This window comes from Spirosoma sp. 48-14 (genome assembly GCF_001898575.1).
Classification (GTDB): domain Bacteria; phylum Bacteroidota; class Bacteroidia; order Cytophagales; family Spirosomataceae; genus Spirosoma.
The window spans coordinates 29033-50420 of the sequence record NZ_MKUD01000081.1 but is presented as its reverse complement, the minus strand read 5'-3'; the positions used below and the strand labels follow the sequence as shown (position 1 = coordinate 50420).

At 50.1% G+C, this 21388-nt stretch carries 13 protein-coding genes; all 13 read left to right on the top strand.

Annotation, left to right across the window (positions count from 1 at the left end; all coding sequences use genetic code 11):
- The first annotated feature begins 313 nt into the window (after nucleotides 1-313).
- The 13 genes from BGO59_RS32445 to BGO59_RS32385 all read left to right on the top strand — a co-directional run bounded on the left by BGO59_RS32445 (nucleotide 314) and on the right by BGO59_RS32385 (nucleotide 21387).
- Nucleotides 314-3838 (top strand): TonB-dependent receptor, encoded by a 3525-nt coding sequence (locus BGO59_RS32445; protein WP_293691261.1) that lies wholly within the window; start codon nucleotides 314-316, stop codon nucleotides 3836-3838.
- 14 nt (nucleotides 3839-3852) lie between these two features.
- A complete protein-coding gene (locus BGO59_RS32440) occupies nucleotides 3853-5295 on the top strand; it encodes a RagB/SusD family nutrient uptake outer membrane protein (protein WP_293691259.1) in 1443 nt (480 codons plus the stop codon).
- Between the two features lie 157 nt (nucleotides 5296-5452).
- Nucleotides 5453-6661, top strand: a complete 1209-nt coding sequence (locus BGO59_RS32435; RefSeq protein WP_293691257.1) for a hypothetical protein — start codon at nucleotides 5453-5455, stop codon at nucleotides 6659-6661.
- Between the two features lie 260 nt (nucleotides 6662-6921).
- Nucleotides 6922-7551 carry a YhcH/YjgK/YiaL family protein gene (locus BGO59_RS32430; RefSeq protein WP_293691255.1) on the top strand — a complete coding sequence of 210 codons (630 nt, stop codon included), beginning with the start codon at nucleotides 6922-6924 and terminating at the stop codon, nucleotides 7549-7551.
- Between the two features lie 69 nt (nucleotides 7552-7620).
- Nucleotides 7621-8577 (top strand): D-2-hydroxyacid dehydrogenase, encoded by a 957-nt coding sequence (locus BGO59_RS32425; protein WP_293691253.1) that lies wholly within the window; start codon nucleotides 7621-7623, stop codon nucleotides 8575-8577.
- 154 nt (nucleotides 8578-8731) lie between these two features.
- A complete protein-coding gene (locus tag BGO59_RS32420; RefSeq protein ID WP_293691251.1) occupies nucleotides 8732-9859 on the top strand; it encodes a zinc-dependent alcohol dehydrogenase family protein in 1128 nt (375 codons plus the stop codon).
- An 11-nt stretch (nucleotides 9860-9870) separates the two neighbouring features.
- Nucleotides 9871-11337, top strand: coding sequence for an NAD-dependent succinate-semialdehyde dehydrogenase (locus BGO59_RS32415; protein WP_293691250.1), 1467 nt, complete (start codon nucleotides 9871-9873; stop codon nucleotides 11335-11337).
- Between the two features lie 144 nt (nucleotides 11338-11481).
- The gene (locus BGO59_RS32410) at nucleotides 11482-12747 is read left to right on the top strand and encodes an MFS transporter (protein WP_293691248.1); all 1266 of its coding nucleotides are present in this window, start codon (nucleotides 11482-11484) and stop codon (nucleotides 12745-12747) included.
- A 155-nt stretch (nucleotides 12748-12902) separates the two neighbouring features.
- Nucleotides 12903-13640: a (Fe-S)-binding protein gene (locus BGO59_RS32405; protein WP_293691246.1), complete on the top strand. Its 738-nt coding sequence runs from the start codon at nucleotides 12903-12905 to the stop codon at nucleotides 13638-13640.
- Nucleotides 13640-15025 (top strand): lactate utilization protein B, encoded by a 1386-nt coding sequence (locus tag BGO59_RS32400; protein WP_293691244.1) that lies wholly within the window; start codon nucleotides 13640-13642, stop codon nucleotides 15023-15025. The genes BGO59_RS32405 and BGO59_RS32400 overlap by 1 nt, the downstream gene beginning before the upstream one ends.
- A gap of 15 nt (nucleotides 15026-15040) precedes the next feature.
- Complete coding sequence (locus BGO59_RS32395) at nucleotides 15041-15658, top strand: LUD domain-containing protein (protein ID WP_293691242.1); 618 nt, start codon at nucleotides 15041-15043, stop codon at nucleotides 15656-15658.
- A gap of 126 nt (nucleotides 15659-15784) precedes the next feature.
- Nucleotides 15785-17674 (top strand): malate synthase, encoded by a 1890-nt coding sequence (locus BGO59_RS32390; protein WP_293691240.1) that lies wholly within the window; start codon nucleotides 15785-15787, stop codon nucleotides 17672-17674.
- A gap of 578 nt (nucleotides 17675-18252) precedes the next feature.
- Nucleotides 18253-21387: a TonB-dependent receptor gene (locus BGO59_RS32385; protein WP_293691238.1), complete on the top strand. Its 3135-nt coding sequence runs from the start codon at nucleotides 18253-18255 to the stop codon at nucleotides 21385-21387.
- Nucleotide 21388 lies beyond the last annotated feature (1 nt).

Sequence of the window (21388 nt, the reverse complement as noted above, 5' to 3'; positions counted from 1 at the left end):
ATCACAGCTACAAAGCTGAGTCTTCTCTGTGTTGTCAGATGCGAGCATCTGACACAGGGAGGTTTTTCAAAACCGATAGCCCATGTGTCATTTTAGTTGAAAATCGGGTATAATTCAATTTTTCAAAAAAATAATTAAAAAATGACTAAGTGTTTTTAATGCACTTTCCCGTCTATCCTCTAAGACGGGTTAAGGCAGTAGGCCTATGACTTCACCCGTCGGACTATTCCACTAACAGATCCTGGTTTTTTGTCGCAGCGTACAAGCCTCTTACCATAACCTAGCAGCACAAACTACATAAACCCTGTACCATATGGAAAAATCAGTACGTATTCTACTCCTTTTGGGAGTAGTGATGGGAGGACTACATCCTGGCTTTTCCCAAACCCTGGCGCGCGCTGAACAACTTCAGCCAAAAGAGGTATATGCCAAAGCCTCAACGAAACGATTAAAAGATGTATTGAAGAACTTACAGGATCAGTATGCTACCGACATCCTGTATCTGGATCGTCATGTAGAAGGGTTGACCGTTGCGGCCGATGCCGTTGACCTCAATGCCAAAATAGACGATAATCTGAGCACGATTCTGAAGCCATTGGGCCTGCGCTACCGGAAAATCAGAAACGGTAGTTATGTGATTACGGCGAAGGAGTCGTCGGGAAAGGTGGAGGCCACCAACGCCCGATTTCCGGTTGCTACACCGATAACCGAGCGGTACCAGGAGTCGGAATCAACAACACAACTGCCCTTATTGACCGCATCGGCTGAAATCACCGTCGAAAAAGTGCGGGCGGCCGATGTTTCGGTTCAGGGAAAAGTGTCAGATGAAAAAGGGGAGGGCTTGCCCGGTGTCAGTATTCTGTTGAAAGGGACTCAGAAAGGAACGACTACCGACGTTGACGGACGGTATAGAATCGACGTTCCGAATGCGTCGGCCACGCTGATTTTCAGCTTTGTCGGCTATGCTTCGCAGGAGATTGTGGTGGGTAATCGCACTAGCCTGAACATTACGCTGGAAACCGATAACAAAACCCTGAGCGAAATTGTCGTCATCGGATACGGGTCTATCGAGAAAAAAGACCTGACAGGCTCTGTGGCCTCTATCGGTAGCAAATCCATTCAGGAGGTGGCCGTTCCGCGGGTCGATCAGGCGCTGATGGGTAAAATTGCCGGGGTTCAGGTGAAACCTGTTTCGGGCGAACCCGGTGCTGCTCCGCAAATCCGAATTCGGGGCATTGGTAGTATTTCGGCGGGTGCTGGTCCGCTGTATGTAGTCGATGGTTTCCCGATTTCCAGCATCCAGACCCTGAACCCAAACGATGTGGAAACCATCGACGTGCTGAAAGATGCGTCGGCAACGGCTATCTACGGATCGCGGGGGGCCAATGGCGTTGTGATTATCAATACCAAACGGGGTAAATCGGGCAAGGCAGCAATCAGCTTCAGTTACCAGTTCGGTTTTCAGAAAATAGCCAAGCGGCCCAAGCTGCAATCGGGCCTGGAAGAAGCACAGCACTATTTTGATGGTGTTCGCAACCGAAACCTGGACGAAGGAAACGATGTGTCGGGCGATCCGCTCAAGTGGAAGGCGCCTGTTCCGCAAACGATTCTGGATGTACTGTCAGGAAAGATCACCACGAACGAAGACCCGCTCGATGCCATATTGCGTACAGGCCCTCAGCAGCAATATCAATTAAATGCGTCGGGTGGCACCGAAAATATCCGGTATGCTGTGAGTGGCGAATACTTCAATCAGGACGGGATTATTCTGAACACCAACTTCAAACGCTACTCGGTCCGGGCTAATATCGACGCCAAACTGGCCCCCCGGCTTACGTTGAAAGTGAACCTGAATCCCTCGTATACCGATAAATTCAACGTGGGCGGTGTCGGTGCTGAAGACGTAGCGACTTACTCGGATATTACCAACAACCCACTCTACAATGCGCTGGTCATTCCGACTTATCAGTCCTTATACAATCCGGATGGCAGTTATTATCCGTTTGGCAATGGCCTGGATGCGGTGGTGACCAGTAAGAATCCGCTGGCGCTAGCCAACGAAATAAAGGCCCGGCAAAAAGGCATCGGTTTTCTGGGGAATACGTTCATGGAATACGCCATCCTGCCCAATTTGAAGGTGAATGTGATGCTGGGTATCAACCTGATGAGTATCAAAGGGAGCTACTTCAAACCCCAGATGGCGGCTTTCCTCAACGAACTGGCCAGTGGTACCGACAACGCATCGCAACGGCTCAACTGGATTACGGAAACTACCGTGAACTATACCAAGAGCGTTGGTAAGCACAACTTCACGGGGTTATTAGGCTACACGACCCAAAAGGAAACCTTCGAATCCAACACACTGACCAGCAATCGCTATCCCAACAATCTGGTGCCTACGTTGAGTGCCGTGAGTGGGATTCTGACGGGCGGTTCGTCGAACGTAGCGGAATGGTCGCTGCTGTCGTATTTAGGACGGATCAATTATAACTACAACAGCAAGTACTACGCAACGGCTTCGTTGCGGACGGATGGTTCTTCGCGCTTTGGCGCAGAAAATAAGTACGGTGTGTTTCCATCGGTTGCACTGGCCTGGCGTATTTCGGATGAGGCTTTCATGAAAGATATTCGCGCCATCAACGAATTGAAATTGCGGACCAGCTACGGGAAAACCGGAAACAACAACATCGGCAATTACGACCACCTGGCTACGATCAACTACGAAAAGTATGTACTGGGTGGAACAGGCGTAGGTGGGTTCTCACCGGGCCGACTCGCCAATCCGAATCTGACCTGGGAAACGCAGCAGCAGATCAACGTGGGTGTCGATGTTAGTTTCCTCAATAACCGGCTGGCACTGACGCTGGACCATTTCCGGTCGAAAAACACCGATCTGCTGCTCAACGTAAATATTCCCGACATCACGGGTTTTAATACCGCGCTCCAGAACATTGGCGAAGTGCAGAATACAGGCTGGGAAATTACCCTGAACACGGTGAATACCCAGGGTGCTTTCAAATGGCAGACAGCCCTGAACTTCTCGATGTATAAAAATAAAGTGACCCGCCTGGGCCCCTCTGGCGACCCCATTATTGCAAGCCAGGGCGGAAACATCACCATGATTGGCCAACCGATTGGGATGTTCTACGGGTGGCTGACCGATGGTATTTTCAAAACCAAAGCGGAACTGGACAAAGGACCGATCTGGAACCCTGGTGGTCGTGATGCCTCGCGCGTGGGCGATGTTCGGTTTGTGGATGTCAGCGGGCCAAACGGCGTTCCCGACGGAATCATTAACAGTTTCGACAAAACCATCATGGGTTCGCCTTACCCCGATTTTTACTACGGCATGACCAACAGCTTTTCGTATAAGAATCTGAGCCTGAGCGTGAGTTTGCAAGGCGTACAGGGGAACAGCGTACTGGCATTGTCGCGGGAGCAACTGGCCAACGACCGTGCCCGGTTCCGGCAGTATGCTTTTATGAACAACTACTGGAAATCGGAGTCGGAACCGGGCGATGGCTATTCGGTACGGCCCAACGATGTGCCAACGGGTAATTTTCGGGGGACCTACAGCCAACGCTGGCTGGACGATGGTTCGTATCTGCGGATCAACAACATCGTGTTGGGCTACACCCTTCCCGAACTGATCGCGAAAAAGGCCAAACTCAGCTCAGTGCGCCTGTCGGTAACCGCTAACAATCCCTTCCTCTTCACGAAGTTCGTTGGGTTTAACCCCGATGTGAGCCGGACCGATAGCCCGCTTACGCCCGGTAACGAGCGGTACGATTACCCAACGGCAAAAAGTATTCTGTTCGGCATAAACATTGGCTTTTAACCCTTTCTTTTCCAATGAAAAAGACAATTTCTCTGGTGGCGCTGGTCATGTTGCTGACGACCGCCTGCCGAAAGGATTTTATCGAAATTCTGCCCGTCGATACCGTCACGGTCGATGTGCTGTATAAAACCGACAAAGACTATCAGGATGCTATTATTGGTGTCTATGGGATTTATCAGGATCAGTACGCCAATATGTACTACTTTGGCGATATCCGGGGCGACGACGTTTGGGATGAGCTGGTGAAAGGTACGGCAGGAGCCATTGATAATTTCACCCTGGCCAACGACGACCCGCTGCTGATAACCACCTGGCGGAATTACTACAAAGCTATTACGCGGGCCAACACCATTCTGGAGCGTATTGCTACCGCCGACGCGTCGATCACCAACAAAAACCGGCACATTGGTGAGGCTGAATTTCTGCGGGCGCTGGCCTACTTCGACCTGGTTCGGATTTTTGGCGATGTGCCGATGGTGACCAAAACCCTGAGCATTGATGAGTCGTACAAAACCCCACGCGAGAAGGTCGATAAAATCTACGATGAAGTCATTATCAAAGACCTGCTCGATGCCGAAAGTAAGCTGCCCGCTAGTTATGCCGGTTCGGAAGTGGGCCGGGCTACTAAAGGCGCGGCCAGAGCGTTGCTGGGAAAAGTGTATCTGACCCGGAAGGACTTTACCAAAGCGGAAGCCAAACTTCAGGAGGTAACTACCATGGGCTACTCGTTGCTACCCAACTGGGCCGACCTGTGGGATTATACCAAAAATGAGCACCACAGCGAGTACATTTTCGACATCGAATACGAGCAGGGTTTAGGGGGCGAAGGCAGTATTTACACTAACCGATTTACACCCAAGGTTACGTCGATGATTGCGTTCTATGGAATTGCTGGCTCGGTCGATGATCAGAATACGCCCAACCAGGTGCTGTTCGATCTGTTTGAGGCAAAGGACAAACGGAAAGATATAACCGCTAGTCGTGGGTATACCGATGCGACAGGGAAATTTATCCCGCTCCTGGTTTCGTCCAACAACATGTCGGCTTACACCCGCAAATACATTGTTAAAATCAGTACGGCCAACGATAGCCCCGCTAACTGGAAAGTGATTCGGTACGCCGATGTGCTGCTGATGTATGCCGAAGCGCTCAACGAAAACGGTAAAACGGCGCAGGCGCTGCCTTATTTGAATCAGGTGCGTACACGGGCGGGTATCGATGCGCTGGCTACCGGAATAACGCAGACAGACCTCCGCGATCAGATTGTGCTGGAACGTCGTCGGGAACTGGCGTTTGAAGGGCATCGCTGGTTTGATCTGGTTAGAACAGGGCAGGCGCTTAACGTAATGGGTAAATATGGAATGAAAGCACGTAATGTCGTATTTCCTATTCCCCTGGCACAGATTCAGTTAATTAACGATCGTACCATTTTCCCACAGAATCCGGGCTATGATTAAAAATAAGGTTTAGATAAGCGCTCGTCCGCGATTGTATAGCCTGCACCGTGGTCTGTGTCCTCTCAGATCACGGTGCAGGCCAGCCCACCTGAAAACTGAAATGTTTATCCGAACAATAAAAACACATCAACCCAATTAGCCTTTAAACCTTTCTTGTATGAAGACGACAAAAACCATTTTATCGCTGCTTCTGTGTAGTATACTTTTTATATCGGCAACGGCCTGGATCACCGCTTCGAAAGATAAGCTGGGCACTAATCCCACAAAACCTACGAAGCCCGCTCCGAAAGTACAGCGCCTGCTTTACGTGGTTACGCCAGGTATTCGAAATTATCTGGGTTATGGTGGGCACGGTATCCAGGTGTTCGATATCGACAATAATCACAAGTTTGTCAAATTCATTAGTACACCCGGTGGTTTGTTACGAAAAGACATGCCATCTCCCACAGGTTCGTCGAAAAAAGGTGTCCCATCGAATGTGAAGGGCGTCGATGTGAGTCTGGCATACAATTGTATTTATATCAGCACGCTGGAGGCCATTCAATGTATTGATCTGGTTACCGAAAAAACACTTTGGGAAAAAGATTACGAAGGTGGAGTGGACCGCATTTCGATATCGCCCGATGGTAAAATTATTTATGCGCCATCGCTCGAAAAAGCCCACTGGAACGTCATCGACGCCAAAACGGGCGATGTGATTACCAAGATTGTGACCAATTCGGGCTCGCACAATACGATTTACGGTCCCGATGGTAAAGAGGTGTATCTGGCAGGCTTGAAATCGACCATGCTTAATGTAGCTGATACCAAAACGCATACCGTTTCTCGCCAGGTTGGACCTTTCAGCGCCGATATTCGTCCTTTTACGGTCAACGGTTCGCAGACGCTCGTGTACGTGAACGTCAACGGATTGCTGGGTTTCGAGGTGGCCGATTTAGTAACGGGTAAATTCCTGCATCGGGTCGTGGTCGAAGGCTGGAATATGGGCGAAGTAAAACGACATAGTTGCCCCAGCCACGGTATTGGCCTAACACCTGATGAGAAGGAGCTTTGGTTGTGCGATGGGCATAACTACCGGCTACACGTATTCGACAATACCGTAATGCCGCCCGTTCAGAAAACAAGCATTGCCCTGAAAGACATGCCCGGCTGGATCACATTCAGCCTGGATGGGAAATATGCGTATCCGGCAACGGGCGATGTGATCGATGTAAAAACCCGCAAGATCATCGCTTCGCTGGAAGATCAGGATCATAATGATGTGCAAAGTGAGAAAATGGTTGAAATTCACTTTAGTGGTGGTAAGCCTGTTGCCGCCGGTGACCAGTTTGGTCTTGGTCAGGTGAAAAAGGTGAATAAAAATTAGTTCACGGTAGTTGGTTTAGAAGTTGTTTGAGCTTGTGAGGTCAGGTTCTTACAACCTGACTTGTGAGGTTTCTCAAAACCGAACGGGTTGTCTGGCTCGGTTTTGAGAAACCTCATCAAGGGTATATTTGAAAATCTGACCTCACCCTAACTGGCTAAAAGCTGTAAAATGACTAACGCAAACAACTGCTTACGCATGCCAGTCCTTACAGACACTGACATGCGTAAACCAGCTACAGAAAACCGTTTAATCGCTTCGTAATGAGAAAATTGCACATTAACCGCTCGCTGGCTTTACTGGTTGGTATGGTCGTATTGATGACTGTGGCGGTACGCGCACAGTCGGCCGAAAGCTGGACCGGAAAAAAGGCCGACCAATGGTTTGCTAAAATGGACTGGCTCGGCGGACTGCCTGCCAAACCCGCCGAGGTGATCAACAAGGAAGAGTTTGCCCGGCAATACCACGGCAATAAAGCCGCCTGGGACAAAGCGTTTGCGTTTCTGAAAAATACCGATTTCACCCGGCTTCGCCCTGGCAAATACCCCATCGATGATGAGGCTGTCTATGCTACCATTTCGGAAGGCCCACCGCGCGAAATCTCCAACGACAAGTTCGAAGCCCACCAGAACTACAGCGACATTCATTTCGTGGTAAAGGGCAAAGAACAAATTGGCATCATCCCGGTCGAGAAAGTAAAATCGAATCTGGTCGAGGCATATAGCCCCACTAAAGACATTATGTTTTACTCATCCGATCAGGGCAAATTCTACGTCGCCGAACCCGGTATCTTCTACATCGTTACGCCCAAAGAAGCGCATAATCCCGCCAACAAAGTAGACGGGTACGACGGGGTCAAAAAAGTAGTGGTTAAGGTGCGGACGATTCCGTGAGAGTGCTCTGCTCTGTATTTCCAACCCATTCGCAGTCTTTACCCCAGTACCGTTTACGATCCCCTTCTTATGGAATTAGTGTTTCTGGATACGAAAACCATTGGTGATATCCCCAATCTGAATCTGCTGGAAAAATTTGGTCGGGTGACCTACTACGAAACCACTCAGCCCGATCAAACGCTGGAGCGAATCAGGAACGCCGATATTGTTGTCTCGAATAAGGTAGTGCTGGATAAAACCATTATTGAGCAGGCGCCGAAACTAAAGCTGATCTGCATTGCCGCTACCGGCACCAACAATGTCGATAAAGAAGCTGCCGAAAAGCGAGGTATTCCGGTAAAGAACGCCATGGATTACTCGACACAGAGCGTTACCCAGGGCACATTTGCCATTTTGCTGCATCTGCTGGTCAATGTGCCGTATTTCGACCACTATGTAAAAGACGGTGAATACGCTAAAACGGACATATTCACTCATTTCGGATCGGGTTTCTGGGAGCTGGCCGGAAAGCGGTTTGGCATTGTGGGCCTGGGTAATATTGGTCGGCAAGTAGCCAAAATTGCGTATGCGTTCGGCTGCGAAGTCGTGTATTACTCTACGTCTGGACAGAATACCCAGCAGCCTTATCTGCGACTTGAATTAGATGAGTTTTTACATACCTGCGACATTGTTTCTATCCACGCCCCTTTGAATGAAAACACGGCCAATTTTATCAATTATGACCGATTGGCGCGTATGAAAAAATCGGCCATTCTGCTCAACGTGGGTCGGGGGGGCATTGTCAACGAAGCCGACTTAGCCCGAGCGCTGGACGAAGGACTAATTGCGGCCGCCGGTATCGACGTGTTTACCAAAGAGCCCATTCTGCCCGAAAACCCGCTTTTGCACGTAAAGCATAAAGAACGACTCGCTCTGACACCCCATGTAACCTGGGCCAGTATCGAGGCCCGAACGCTGCTGATGGAGAAAGTCGGCCAGAATATCGAAGCGTTTTTGAAAACGGAGTCGTTACTAGCTAGCACATAACAACTACACTATTGACTAACTGAATTGAGAAATAAGGTCGTTACACAGAGATTCACCAAGGAAACACAGAGCTACACAAAGGTCTCAGCGAATCTCTCTTTACTCGGCGAATCTCTGTGTAACAGCATCTCTTAGCACAACTAACGACTAGTATATGAAAATTAGGGCAGCCGTATTACACGAAATGGGCAAAGAACGCCCCTACACCACCAGCAAACCGCTTACTATTCAGGAACTTGACTTACAGGCCCCGCAGGAGGGGGAAGTGCTGGTGAAAATCAGAGCCGCCGGTCTGTGTCATTCCGATCTGTCGGTCATTGATGGGAACCGCCCACGACAGATGCCGATGGCGCTTGGCCACGAAGCGGCTGGTGAGGTAGTCGAGCTGGGGCCTGGTGTACATGATCTGGCCGTTGGCGATCATATCGTGTTTTCCTTTCTGCCCATTTGTGGTCATTGTATGCCTTGTATGACCGGACGCCCGGCGCTTTGCGAAAATGGATTGGCTGCCAACAACAAGGGAGAATTGATGAATGGAGGCATGCGCCTTCAAGACCAGCAGTACCATCCGGTTCATCACCACATGGGCGTGTCAGGTTTTGCCGAATACAGCGTGGTATCGCGGAAATCTATTGTCAGAATCGACTCAACCTTACCCTTCGATATTGCCGCCTTGTTCGGGTGCGCCATCATGACGGGTGTGGGAGCGGTAATCAATACGGCCAAACTAACGCTTGGCCAAACCGTACTCATTACGGGTATGGGCGGAATCGGCTTTGCTGCCCTGCTGGGTGCGTTGGCGGGTGGTGCCAGTAAAATCATCGTGGCCGATGTCAACAAAGACAAACTCGCCAAAGCCCTCGAACTGGGTGCCCATCATGTTGTTGATTCATCGGAAGCGAATGCGGTCGAGCAGGTGAGAGATCTCACACGTGGCGGTGTCGATATTGGATTTGAGTTTGCCGGGGTGGTTCCTGCACTGGAATTTACCTATAACGCAACCGGACGCGGTGGCAAGACCGTTACGGCAGGTTTACCTCACCCCAGTAAGATGCTACAATTGTCACCAACCAAACTGGTGGCCGACGAACGTACGCTACAGGGTTCCTACATCGGTAGTTGTGTTCCGGCTCGGGATATTCCGGCTTACATTTCACTCTACCAGGCCGGTCGGCTACCCGTCGATAAACTAATGACGCACAAGATACGGCTGGACGATATAAACGAAGGTTTCGAACGGCTGGCGAAAGGAGAGGCCATCCGTCAGGTAATCACTTTTTAACGATAAACTCGATGATCACTTCCGAAGATCGTATGGTGCCCAATTCACTTATCCGAACGCAGGGGTATGTGAACGGGCAATGGGTGAATGCCGCTAGTGGGGATACGTTCGATGTGACGAACCCAGCTACGGGTGAGGTGATTGCGTCCGTGACCGACATGGACCAGAACGATGTGCAGAAGGCCATTGAAGCGGCTCACGCGGCCTGGCCTGCCTTTCGTGATCTGACGGCTAAAGAACGGTCGTCGATGCTCAAGAAATGGTTCGCGCTGATTCTGGAAAATAAAGACGAACTGGCTCGGCTCATGACCATGGAGTGCGGTAAGGTAATCACCGAAAGCCGGGGCGAAGTGGACTATGGCGCATCATTCATCGAGTGGTTTGCCGAAGAAGCCCGTCGAACGTATGGCGATGTGATTCCGGCTAATACCAAAGACAAACGGCTGGTGACGATCAAACAGTCTATTGGTGTTGTGGCGACCATTACCCCCTGGAATTTTCCGTTGGCGATGATTACCCGCAAGGTTGGTCCGGCGCTGGCGGCTGGCTGCCCGGTCATTGTGAAGCCCCCGTCCGAAACGCCCTTGACAGCCTTGGCGGTGTCTGAACTGGCCGAAAAAGCAGGGTTTCCACCGGGTGTGTACAACACGATCACCACCTCGAAAAACGCAGAGGTTGGTCTGGAACTTTGTGAAAACAGCAAAATACGTAAGCTATCGTTTACTGGCTCAACAGCTACAGGTAAGCTCCTGATGAAGCAGTGTGCGTCGAATCTGAAAAAAATCTCACTCGAACTCGGGGGTAATGCGCCTTTTATTGTCTTTGAGGATGCTGACCTGGATGCCGCCGTGAAAGGGGCAATGGCTTCGAAGTTTCGCAACAGCGGCCAGACCTGCGTATGTGTCAACCGATTGTATGTGCATGAGGCCGTCTACGATGCGTTTGTCGAAAAACTGTCGAAGGCGGTAGGAGCCTTACAGGTAGGAAATGGCCTGGATGCTCAGTCGCAGATTGGGCCGCTGATCAACGAAAAAGGGCTCGATAAAGTGAAGCGTCATGTAGCCGATGCGCTGGCTAAAGGGGCGCATGTACGCATCGGTGGGCATGAACTGGACGGATTATTTTTCCAGCCAACGATCCTGACCGACGCCACTGCCGATATGATTATTGCTCAGGATGAAGTGTTTGGTCCTGTAGCGCCCATCTTTCGGTTTACTGACGAACAGGAGGTGATTCGGCAGGCCAATGATACCCCTTATGGACTGGCGGCTTATTTCTATAGTAAAGACATTAACCGTTGCTGGCGAGTGGCCGAAGCGCTGGATTATGGCATGGTGGGTATCAACGAAGGCATGATTTCGACCGAAGTGGCCCCCTTTGGCGGTGTTAAAGAATCGGGTATCGGGCGGGAAGGCTCCAAATACGGCATGGACTATTTCACCGAAATCAAATACATGTGCTTTGGGGGAATGAGTTAAGGTTTTTTTCGACAGGATTAACAGGATGGACAGGATTTTTTATTTTCTGTAATATTCTGTGTCGGTGTCCTTACAGACACAGGATAGCGATAGCCAATCCTGTCCATCCTGTTAATCCTGTCGAAAAGTAAACGCAAACGAAACATGATTGAGCCTGTTTACAAGAATAAACCGACAACCGCGAGCCATAAGTCGCTGATTCGCCAGTTGCTGCAAATCCCCGTCATCGTAGCGGCATTGGGTTACTTCGTCGACATCTACGACTTGCTGCTGTTCAGTATCGTACGGGTGCAAAGCCTGAAGGATTTGGGCGTTGCTGATGCTGACATGCTTCCAACAGGTATTTACCTCATCAATATGCAGATGGCGGGTCTGCTCGTCGGGGGTATTATTTGGGGGATTCTGGGCGATAAACGCGGGCGTCTGTCGGTCTTGTTTGGCTCCATCCTGATTTACTCGTTAGCCAATATTGCTAATGGCGTCGTTACCTCGGTCGATCAGTATGCGCTGCTTCGGTTCATAGCCGGTATTGGTCTGGCTGGCGAACTGGGAGCCGGTATCACACTGGTGGCCGAAATTCTTCCAAAGGAAATTCGAGGATATGGTACATCGCTGGTGGCATCGGTCGGGCTGTTGGGGGCCGTACTGGCTTACTTTATTGCCGATATGTTTGCCTGGCGAAATGCCTATTTCATTGGGGGAGGCTTAGGACTGTTGCTGCTGTTGATGCGGGTCAGCGTGATTGAATCGGGAATCTTTACCAGCGTCAAAGAACGGGAAACGGTGTCGAGGGGGAATTTCATGAAGTTGTTTTCGTCCTGGGGCCAGTTTAGCAAGTACGTCCGCTGTATTCTGATCGGCCTTCCGGTCTGGTTCGTGGCTGGTATCCTGATGACGTTCTCCCCCGAATTTGGAAAAGCCTTACATCTGAGTGAACCTATCGTGGCCGGGAAAGCGGTTATGTGGGAATACATTGGCCTGTCGATTGGCGACCTGTCTAGTGGCATATTCAGCCAGTATATGAACAGTCGGAAGAAGGTACTGGCGATGTTTCTGCTGCTGACGGCTACGTTGGTGGCGGTCTATCTGTACGTACCCTTTCAGTCGGCCGCTGTGTTTTATGCCATCTGTGTGGGTTTAGGCGTTGGTGTAGGGTACTGGGCTTTGTTTGTTACCATTGCCGCCGAACAGTTTGGCACCAACCTCCGCGCTACCGTTGCAACGACTGTACCCAATTTTGTCCGGGGAAGCATCAACATTATGACGCCGTTATTTCTGTTATTCAAAGGTGAGTTAGGTATCATTAACGGGGCAGCTTTACTCGGCTTACTGACCATTTCCATCGCCTATCTTGGACTATGGAAAATGGAAGAAACATTTGGGAAAGACCTGGATTTTCTGGAACACTAACTGGATAGCTATTCCCGTGTCTGTGAGTACATAGACGCAGAAGACCCCCTTGCCAAATACGATACTGATTAGCTCTAAAAGTAATTATCCATTCAGTAGTAAAATCTATTTGGCCTGCTTCTTTGGACAAGAAATGAAGTAAGCCTTACATGCCAATGACCGTCGGACTTTTTATCCCTTGTTACGTCAATCAGTTTTATCCCAACGCGGCTATTGCTACCCTGCAATTGCTCCAGAAATTGGGGGTAAAGGTGGTTTATCCACCGCGTCAGACCTGTTGTGGCCAGCCGATGGCAAACTCCGGGTTCGAGCATCTGACGCAGGAATGCAACAACCTGTTTCTGGAAAACTTTGCGGAGTTTGATTACATCGTTGCGCCTTCGGCCAGTTGTGTGTTGCACGTAAAAGATCATCTGCACTCGACCGAAGATCCGGTCAAAGCGGAGCGGGTGCGGTCAAAAACGTATGAACTGGTGGAGTTTCTGACCGATGTATTAAAAGTCGATAAGCTGGCGGCCCATTTTCCTCATAAAGTAGGCATTCACCAAAGCTGTCACGGATTACGTGGTCTGCATCTGGCCCAGATGAGCGAACTCAATGCAGCCCCTTTTTCTAAGCCTGTTCGACTATTAAACATGGTGGATGGACTAGAACTGGTCTCGCTGGAGCGGCCCGACGAGTGCTGTGGGTTTGGGGGTACGTTCTGTGTAGCCGAAGAAGCCGTTTCGGTCAAGATGGGGAAAGATCGGGTATCGGACCACGTCCGGCACGGGGCCGAGTATATCACCTCGGTCGACCTATCCTGCCTGATGCATATGGAAGGTATTTTACAACGGAACAAGAGCGCTGTAAAAGCGGTACACATTGCTGAAATTTTAAACGCGACCCGGTAATGGAAAAAGTAGAAAAAGACCACGCAGCCCTGGCCGAAGAGTTTATTAAAGACGAAGAACGGGTCGACTGGCACGATGGCGCCCTCTGGTGGATTCGGCAAAAGCGCGATATGGCGGCCAAAAACATACCGGAATGGGAAGCCTTACGCGAAGCAGCCTCGCAGATCAAAAACAACGTGCTATCGAACCTCCACGACTACCTGCTGGAATTTGAAGCCAACGTAACAAAGAATGGGATCAAAGTTCATTGGGCGGCCGATGCCGAGGAACACAACGCCATTGTATACTCGATTCTGAAAGAAAAAGGCATCGAGCAGATGGTCAAGAGCAAATCCATGCTCACGGAAGAATGCCATCTGAACGAGTACCTCATCGAGCGCGGCATCGACGTAATCAATTCCGATCTGGGCGAATACATACAGCAGTTGGACAATGAGCCGCCCAGCCACATTGTGCTGCCCTGCATTCATAAACGCAAAGAGGAAATCGGTGAGATTTTTCATGAGCATCTGGGCACCGAGAAAGGCGTATCGGACCCGACGACGCTCACCCGCTTCGCCCGCCGACACCTGCGCAATGTGTTCGTAACGCGCCGGGCTGCGCTTACGGGTGTCAATTTTGCCGTCGCCGAAACGGGCGAATATGTCGTTTGTACCAACGAAGGCAATGCCGATATGGGCGCTCATTTGTCGGAGGTACAGATTGCGTCAATGGGGATCGAAAAGATTATCCCGCAGAAGAAACACCTCGGCATTTTCCTGCGATTGCTGGCCCGTAGTGCTACCGGCCAACCGATTACGATTTATTCGAGCCATTTCAAAAAGCCGCGTAAAGGACAGGAAATGCACCTGATTCTGGTTGATATGGGCCGTAGTCGGCAGTTGGGCCGTCCCGATTTCCGGGATTCACTGAAATGTATCCGCTGCGGAAGTTGCATGAATACGTGCCCCGTATACCGGAAAAGCGGGGGACTTAGCTACCACAATACCGTTGCCGGGCCAATTGGGGCTATTTTGGCTCCGAATCTGGATATGCGTAAACATGCCGATTTGCCCTTTGCCTCAACCCTCTGCGGTTCCTGTTCAAACGTTTGCCCGGTCAAGATCAATATTCACGAGCAATTGTATAAATGGCGGCAGGTAATTGTGCAGGAAGGTTATGCGGCCAATACCAAGGTGTTGGGAATCAAAGCAATGGCCTGGACATTGTCGTCGCCCACTTCCTATTCTACTATTGGTAAAGCTGGACGCTGGGTACTGAACAACATCCCATTTGCGGTCAACAACAAGTTCAACCCCTGGTACAGGCAACGCGACATGCCCGACAGCCCGAAAGAGTCGTTCGGGGAGTGGTATGCAAAGCATGGAAAAGATGAGGTTAAATAGGTCCAAACGAACACTATGAGTACGAGAGAACGCATATTGGCAGATGTGTTAAAAAACCAGCCTTCGGCCAGCCCATTGCCTGATATGAGTGCCTTTAAAGGGGGGAATCAGGATGTTGTTGCGACCTATTGCGAGGTGTTTACCGGAATCGGCGGTAAAGCTTTTCGAGTCAAGAGTTTTGCCGAAATCAAACACCGGATCGCCGAACAGTTTGATACAGCCCAACGCATCATTACATCACTGCCTGAACTGAGCGATTCGTTTGAACGCTTATCAATAGATATTGACCCCCATACGTTCGATGATGTTGACGTAGCCGTAATTGAGGCCGAACTGGCCGTTGCCGAAAATGGCGCCGTCTGGTTGCCCGAACAGCGCATGGGACAGCGTATTGTTCCCTATATCTGTCAGCATCTGGCTGTGGTCATCCCTGCCGAACGAATCGTTCCTACGCTCCACGAAGCCTATGCAAAAATTGGAGCGGGCGACTACGGCTTTGCCGCCTTTATTGGTGGCCCCTCGAAAACCGCCGACATTGAACAGGCATTGGTGTTGGGTGCACACGGCCCTATTTCAATGAGTGTGTTTGTACTGGGACAGGGTACAACGCCTAATTCGGTAGCATCCTATTAATTCTGGCTTGTTCACCCCTAAATCCCCTAAAGGGGACTTCGTTTAAGTACGAGTAAAGTCCCCTTTAGGGGATTTAGGGGTGAAACTGATTCCTATTCGTCTTTCATCCATTTTACATTTTTGGCTATGCTAACTCAATTGATTTCTATTCGCGACAACCTGAACGAGACTTATTCCGACGTATACACCCATGAGGCAATCGATGCCCTTTCGGCCCTGGCACCGTTTAACAAGCGTATTAAGGAGGTGATGGATAGTCGGATGAAACGCCGGGCCGCCCGTCAGGAATCAAAAACCCGGATCAGCTTTCTGGACCCCGAAAGCCTGATTCCCGGTACATCTATAAAGGTACAGGATGCCCGTGATGGTAAGTTCGAAGGAGCTGCGGTTCCGGCCGATTTACAACGGCAATGGATACAGGGAACCGGCCCGGCAGCCAAACCCAACGCACCCGTCGAGAGTAGCATTCGGAATGTGGCGTATGCGTTGCTGTCGGGGGCAGATGGCTGGATGTTCGATGGCGAAGACGCGCTGGGTCAGATTACCACCATGTCGCTCGATAACCAGCGGAACCTGAAACTGGCCATTCATAAAGACCCGATTTTTCTAAAAGTAGCCGAACAGGTTGCCGCCGAAATGAACAAATGGGCTGAGTCATTTCTGGGTCGAAAAACGATTACAAACTGGGAAGAACAGCTCAATTTCACTACTAAAATCTTTCGGGCGCGGGGCCTTCACCTCGATGATCGCCATATCCGGGATGGGGATGGTGTTGCAATGGCCGCTTCAATAGTCGATGCTACGCTGTATGTCGTGAACAATTATCAGGCGTTGCAACAGGCCGGGTCTTCTATTGTGATGTACCTGCCTAAAATCCAGACGGCTGAAGAAGCAGGTGTGTGGAATGAACTACTTAGCGCCCTCGAAACCCATATCGGTTTGCCCGTTGGCACTATCCGAGTATACGTACTGGTCGAGCAATTGGAAGCTACCCACCAGTTGATGGAAATTCGGGCAGCTCTGGGAAAACATTTTGTTGGCTTCAACACGGGCCGTTGGGATTATATCAACAGCGTGTCGGATGCGATGGCCTGGGATAGCACCTTTGTCAATCCGAATATCGAAGCGATCACGATGACCTACGGCTATATGCGAAATTACGAAGACCGCGTTCGCCGGGCCGTCAATACGCCGGATCTTAACGGCCATTTTGCGCTTTGGCAGGGCGGTATGGAGCCGAACATTCCGGTGGGCTCCGAAGCAGGTGTATCCGCTAGCATGGCAAAGGCTGTGGCCGGTGCCGAACGTGAACAGCGCGAAGGAGCCAGCGGCAAATGGGTCGCTCACTGGAAAATGGTACACATCGTCCGGCCCGTCTGGGAAAAAGTGGGCGAAGCCAACCTGCTTGGCCGTTCGTTTCCGCCACTCACCTACACCCAGGCTGATGCAGACGGATTGATCCTGATCGAACCAGCCCCCCGTGATATTCGCGGAGCGCGTAACCTGCTGAGTGTGGCCCTGCAATACGGCAATGCCTTCGGGCAGGGGATGCAGGCAGCCGCCCTGAAAGCCGCCGATTTCTTTGGTAACGACGATATTCTGTATCTGATGGAAGATATGGCGACGGGCGAAATTCGACTGAGTATTCTGTGGGAGTGGCTGCACAAAGGCGCTGTTCTGACCGAAGACGATCCTGACGTTGGTGTTAAAGCGGGGGATACGTTCTCCGAAGCCCTGTTCAACACCTTGCTGGAGCAGGAATACGATAAGTTGCTGGAAGCCAGCAATAAAGACGTATTCGACGCATCGAAAACCACAACGTTGCCAATTGCCAAGGAAATCGCGACGGTTTATGTACTAAGCCCTGAAAAAGCGCCCTGGTTTATCGATCTGCTGAATATCAATCTGAATAATATGGATTTAGCAGAAGCGCAGGACCGCATCCGATTGTACATGGACACACTGACCAGCCAGGGAAAGCGGATCACCGAAAACCTCGATTTTGCAGTGAGTTAGTTTCTGAACAGCCACACGTAAAGCCAACGAGGGTAGGGCTCCTGATTAGTGGGAGTCTTACCCTCGTTGGCTTTAACTGCGTTTTAATCATCAGTACGTCTTTTATTTATCATATACTATTAATTATAAAAATTATGCAACCGATTGCAAATGATAAATTTATTATGATATTTGTGCTAAGAAAAATGATACCTGATTTCGTCAGCATACACGTAAAAGCCGATTAGAGTAGTCAATATAAGTAATTGATAGTTTATCAAATTTGTAACATACTACGCCCATAGGTAAATAAATAAGAAGTGATTTTCGGCTACGTATAGTTACAAAACTACTTTTAAAGATTTTGGTAACTAGTAGAATACGTACTCATTCTGATTTGTAGACTATATACACTGTTCAACCATTCTAACCCCTTTGTTTGCCTATGCCGTAGCATAATGTATACGCATAAAAAAGTCAGTAATGCGCTAACATTACTGACTCGCTAAGTAATCCCCCTGTACAATCGCTAGAAAGACGTCCGCAAAACGGATGCAGGGATTTTTTTGCCGTTGCTAAACCGACAAACCCTTAAAATTATGTCAAACCACCTACAATTCCATGCGTTAGTGATTAAAATCATGAGGCAGGGTTTTGCACTGGTCGTTTTAATCAATTGCCTGATTACGATGACCTGGGCCAGACCTGCCGATCAACCGGTTACAGGTACTGTACTGGATGAAAAAGGAAGCCCGTTAGTGGGCGTAAATATTCAGATCAAGGGCACCACACGCGGTACGGCCAGCGATACACGAGGTATCTATCGTATCGACGTTCCGAACGGAAGTGCGGTACTCGTTTTCAGTTACATTGGTTATAAAAAACAGGAAATTACAGTAGGTAATCAAAGTGTAGTCAATGTATCGCTGGAAGCGGATGCCGGTGCGCTCGAAGAGGTAGTTGTAGTTGGCTACGGTACGCAGAAACGCTCCTCACTGACGGGCGCCGTATCAACCGTAACGCCTAAAGAACTTACCGCTTTACCTGTTCCTAACGTAGCTTCCGCCCTCCAGGGGCGGGTTCCAGGCGTATCCGTTGTAAATAATGGTGGACCGGGGAGTTCGCCCATCGTGCAAATTCGCGGTATCGGGTCAATCAGCTACGGGTCGGGCCCATTATATGTGATCGATGGCGTACCCACCGGCGATCTGAATAGCTTCAATACCAATGATATTGAGTCGCTGGAAGTATTGAAAGATGCCAGTTCGGCGGCTATTTATGGGTCACGGGCGGCTAATGGGGTTATCCTGATTACGACCAAGAAAGGTGGCCGGGACAGCAAAATTCGCATCACACTGGACTCATATGTGGGTACGCAGAGTGCATCGCATAAAATTGATGTGCTGAATCGGGATCAGTATGTGCAGTATGCTAAAGCGCTGACCTCCAACGCTGGTATTGCTCTTCCGTCACGGTTGAGTAACCTGAATACGCCTATTTACGACGGCGCTACACAAACCTTTGCACAGACGGAAACTAACTGGCAAAACGAACTTTTCCGCAATGCCCCCATTGCTCAGCACCAGCTTTCCCTATCGGGTGGTAATGCGGTATCCCGGTTCTTTGCATCGGGTAGCTATTTCAAACAGGATGGGATTATGATCGGAACCGACTTCGAGCGCGGTTCGCTACGGCTCAACTCCGACCATCAGGTGTCTAAATTCCTGTCGATTGGTCAGACACTAACGGCTGCCTACAGCAACCAGCGGGGCGAAACCACCGGCGATCGGTCGCAACTGATGCACGCTCTTCGGATGATGCCCTACTGGCCAACAACAGACCCAACGAAAGTAGGAGGATATAGTGCGCCAACGGCGGCCGATGGGTCAGACCCTGAAAACCCACTGCGGGCACCAGCGATGGACGTTACCCGAACGAAGTTTCTGAAGGCGTTTGCTACGGTTTATGCAGATGTTCGGCTAACGAGCTTCCTTAGATACCGATTTAACTATGGGGTCGATCTGGGCTTCTCGAATGGCAGTACGTTCAATCCAATCTATAATGATGGGTATATCCAGCGGGTATCATCTACGGTTTCGCAAACACGTAACACGAATATCACCCAGACGATTACCAATCAGCTTTCGTTCGATAAAACGTTTGGGAAGCACAACATTACGGCTGTGGCTGTAGCTGAGACCCAGAAAGTACTCTTAACGGGTATGACAGGATCGGGCAACCGCCCCAACAATGATCTGGACGTGATTCAGGGGATAAGCAATCCATCCGTTAGTAGCTCCCGGTCTGAAATCGATCTGATTTCGTATGTGGGCCGTATCAATTACGATTATGCAGGCAAGTATTTACTGAGTGCGTCGATTCGGCGGGATGGATCTTCCTTATTTGCACCAGGCAAAAAGTGGGGTAACTTCCCATCGGCTTCGGTTGGCTGGCGTATCAATCAGGAAAACTTCATGAAGAATATGCCGAATCTGTCGGAACTCAAGCTGCGGGTTAGCTATGGTAAGACAGGTTTCAACGGCATACCTAACTATGCCTGGCAATCGCTTGTATCGGCTGATGCAACCCAGTACCCATTTGGCTCATCGACCAGTCTGGGGTCGTTTTTTAACGCATTGGGCAACACCGAATTGCAGTGGGAAACAACCGATATGGTCAACGGTGGGGTCGATCTGGGGCTGTTCAATAATAAAATTACGTTTACCGCCGAGGTATATAACCGAGTCACCGACGGGCTTATTCTGGGCGTACCCATTCCAAACTCGATTGGCTATAGCAATGCGCCGGTGGCTAACATTGGCAGTATGAAAAACTGGGGCTACGAATTCCAGGCGGGCTATAACTATGCCAAAGGTGATTTCCGTGGAAATGTGTCGGCCAATATCGGTATTACCCGCAACCGGGTACTGAGTCTGGCCACACCGACCGCAGCGATCTACGCAGGGTCGAATGCTGACTATGGTGGGGCCGATATTACCAAAACCGAAGCTGGTCAACCGATTCAGTCGTTCTATGGCTACGTAGTCGATGGTATTTTCAAATCAGTCGACGAAGTATACAGTGCCCCTATTCAGAACCGACCTGCTTCGCGCGATGCCGATAATCCGGCCAAAAACACATCGGCTGGCGATATCCGCTTCAAGGACCTGAACGGCGATGGTAAAATCGATGCTAACGACCGCACCTACCTGGGAAGCTACCTGCCGAAGTTCAACTACGGAGCCAATTTTACGGGAACCTACAAAAACTTCGACTTTACCTTGTATTTGCAGGGAACGTACGGCAACAAAATTTACAACGGAACGAAAGTTGTAACGCAGGGTATGCTACGGCTGTTCAATGCGGGGCCTGCTGTGTTAAACGCCTGGACACCAACCAATACCAATACCGACGTGCCACGGGCCGTAGCGGGAGATCCGAACAACAACAGCCGGACTTCGGATCGGTTCATTGAAGATGGTTCGTATATGCGTATCAAAAACCTGACCGTTGGCTATTCCATTCCTGCCAAGGCATTGGGCAGTCTGACGAGTGGTGTGGTGAACAAAGTTCGGGTGTATGTATCGACTCAGAACTTGCTGACATTTACCAAATACACGGGCTATGATCCGGAAATTGGTTCGCGCAATGGCACTTTACTGCGAAATGGTATCGACTACGCAAACTACCCGCAGGCGCGTACCCTGCTGGCAGGTCTTCAGATTACGTTCTAAC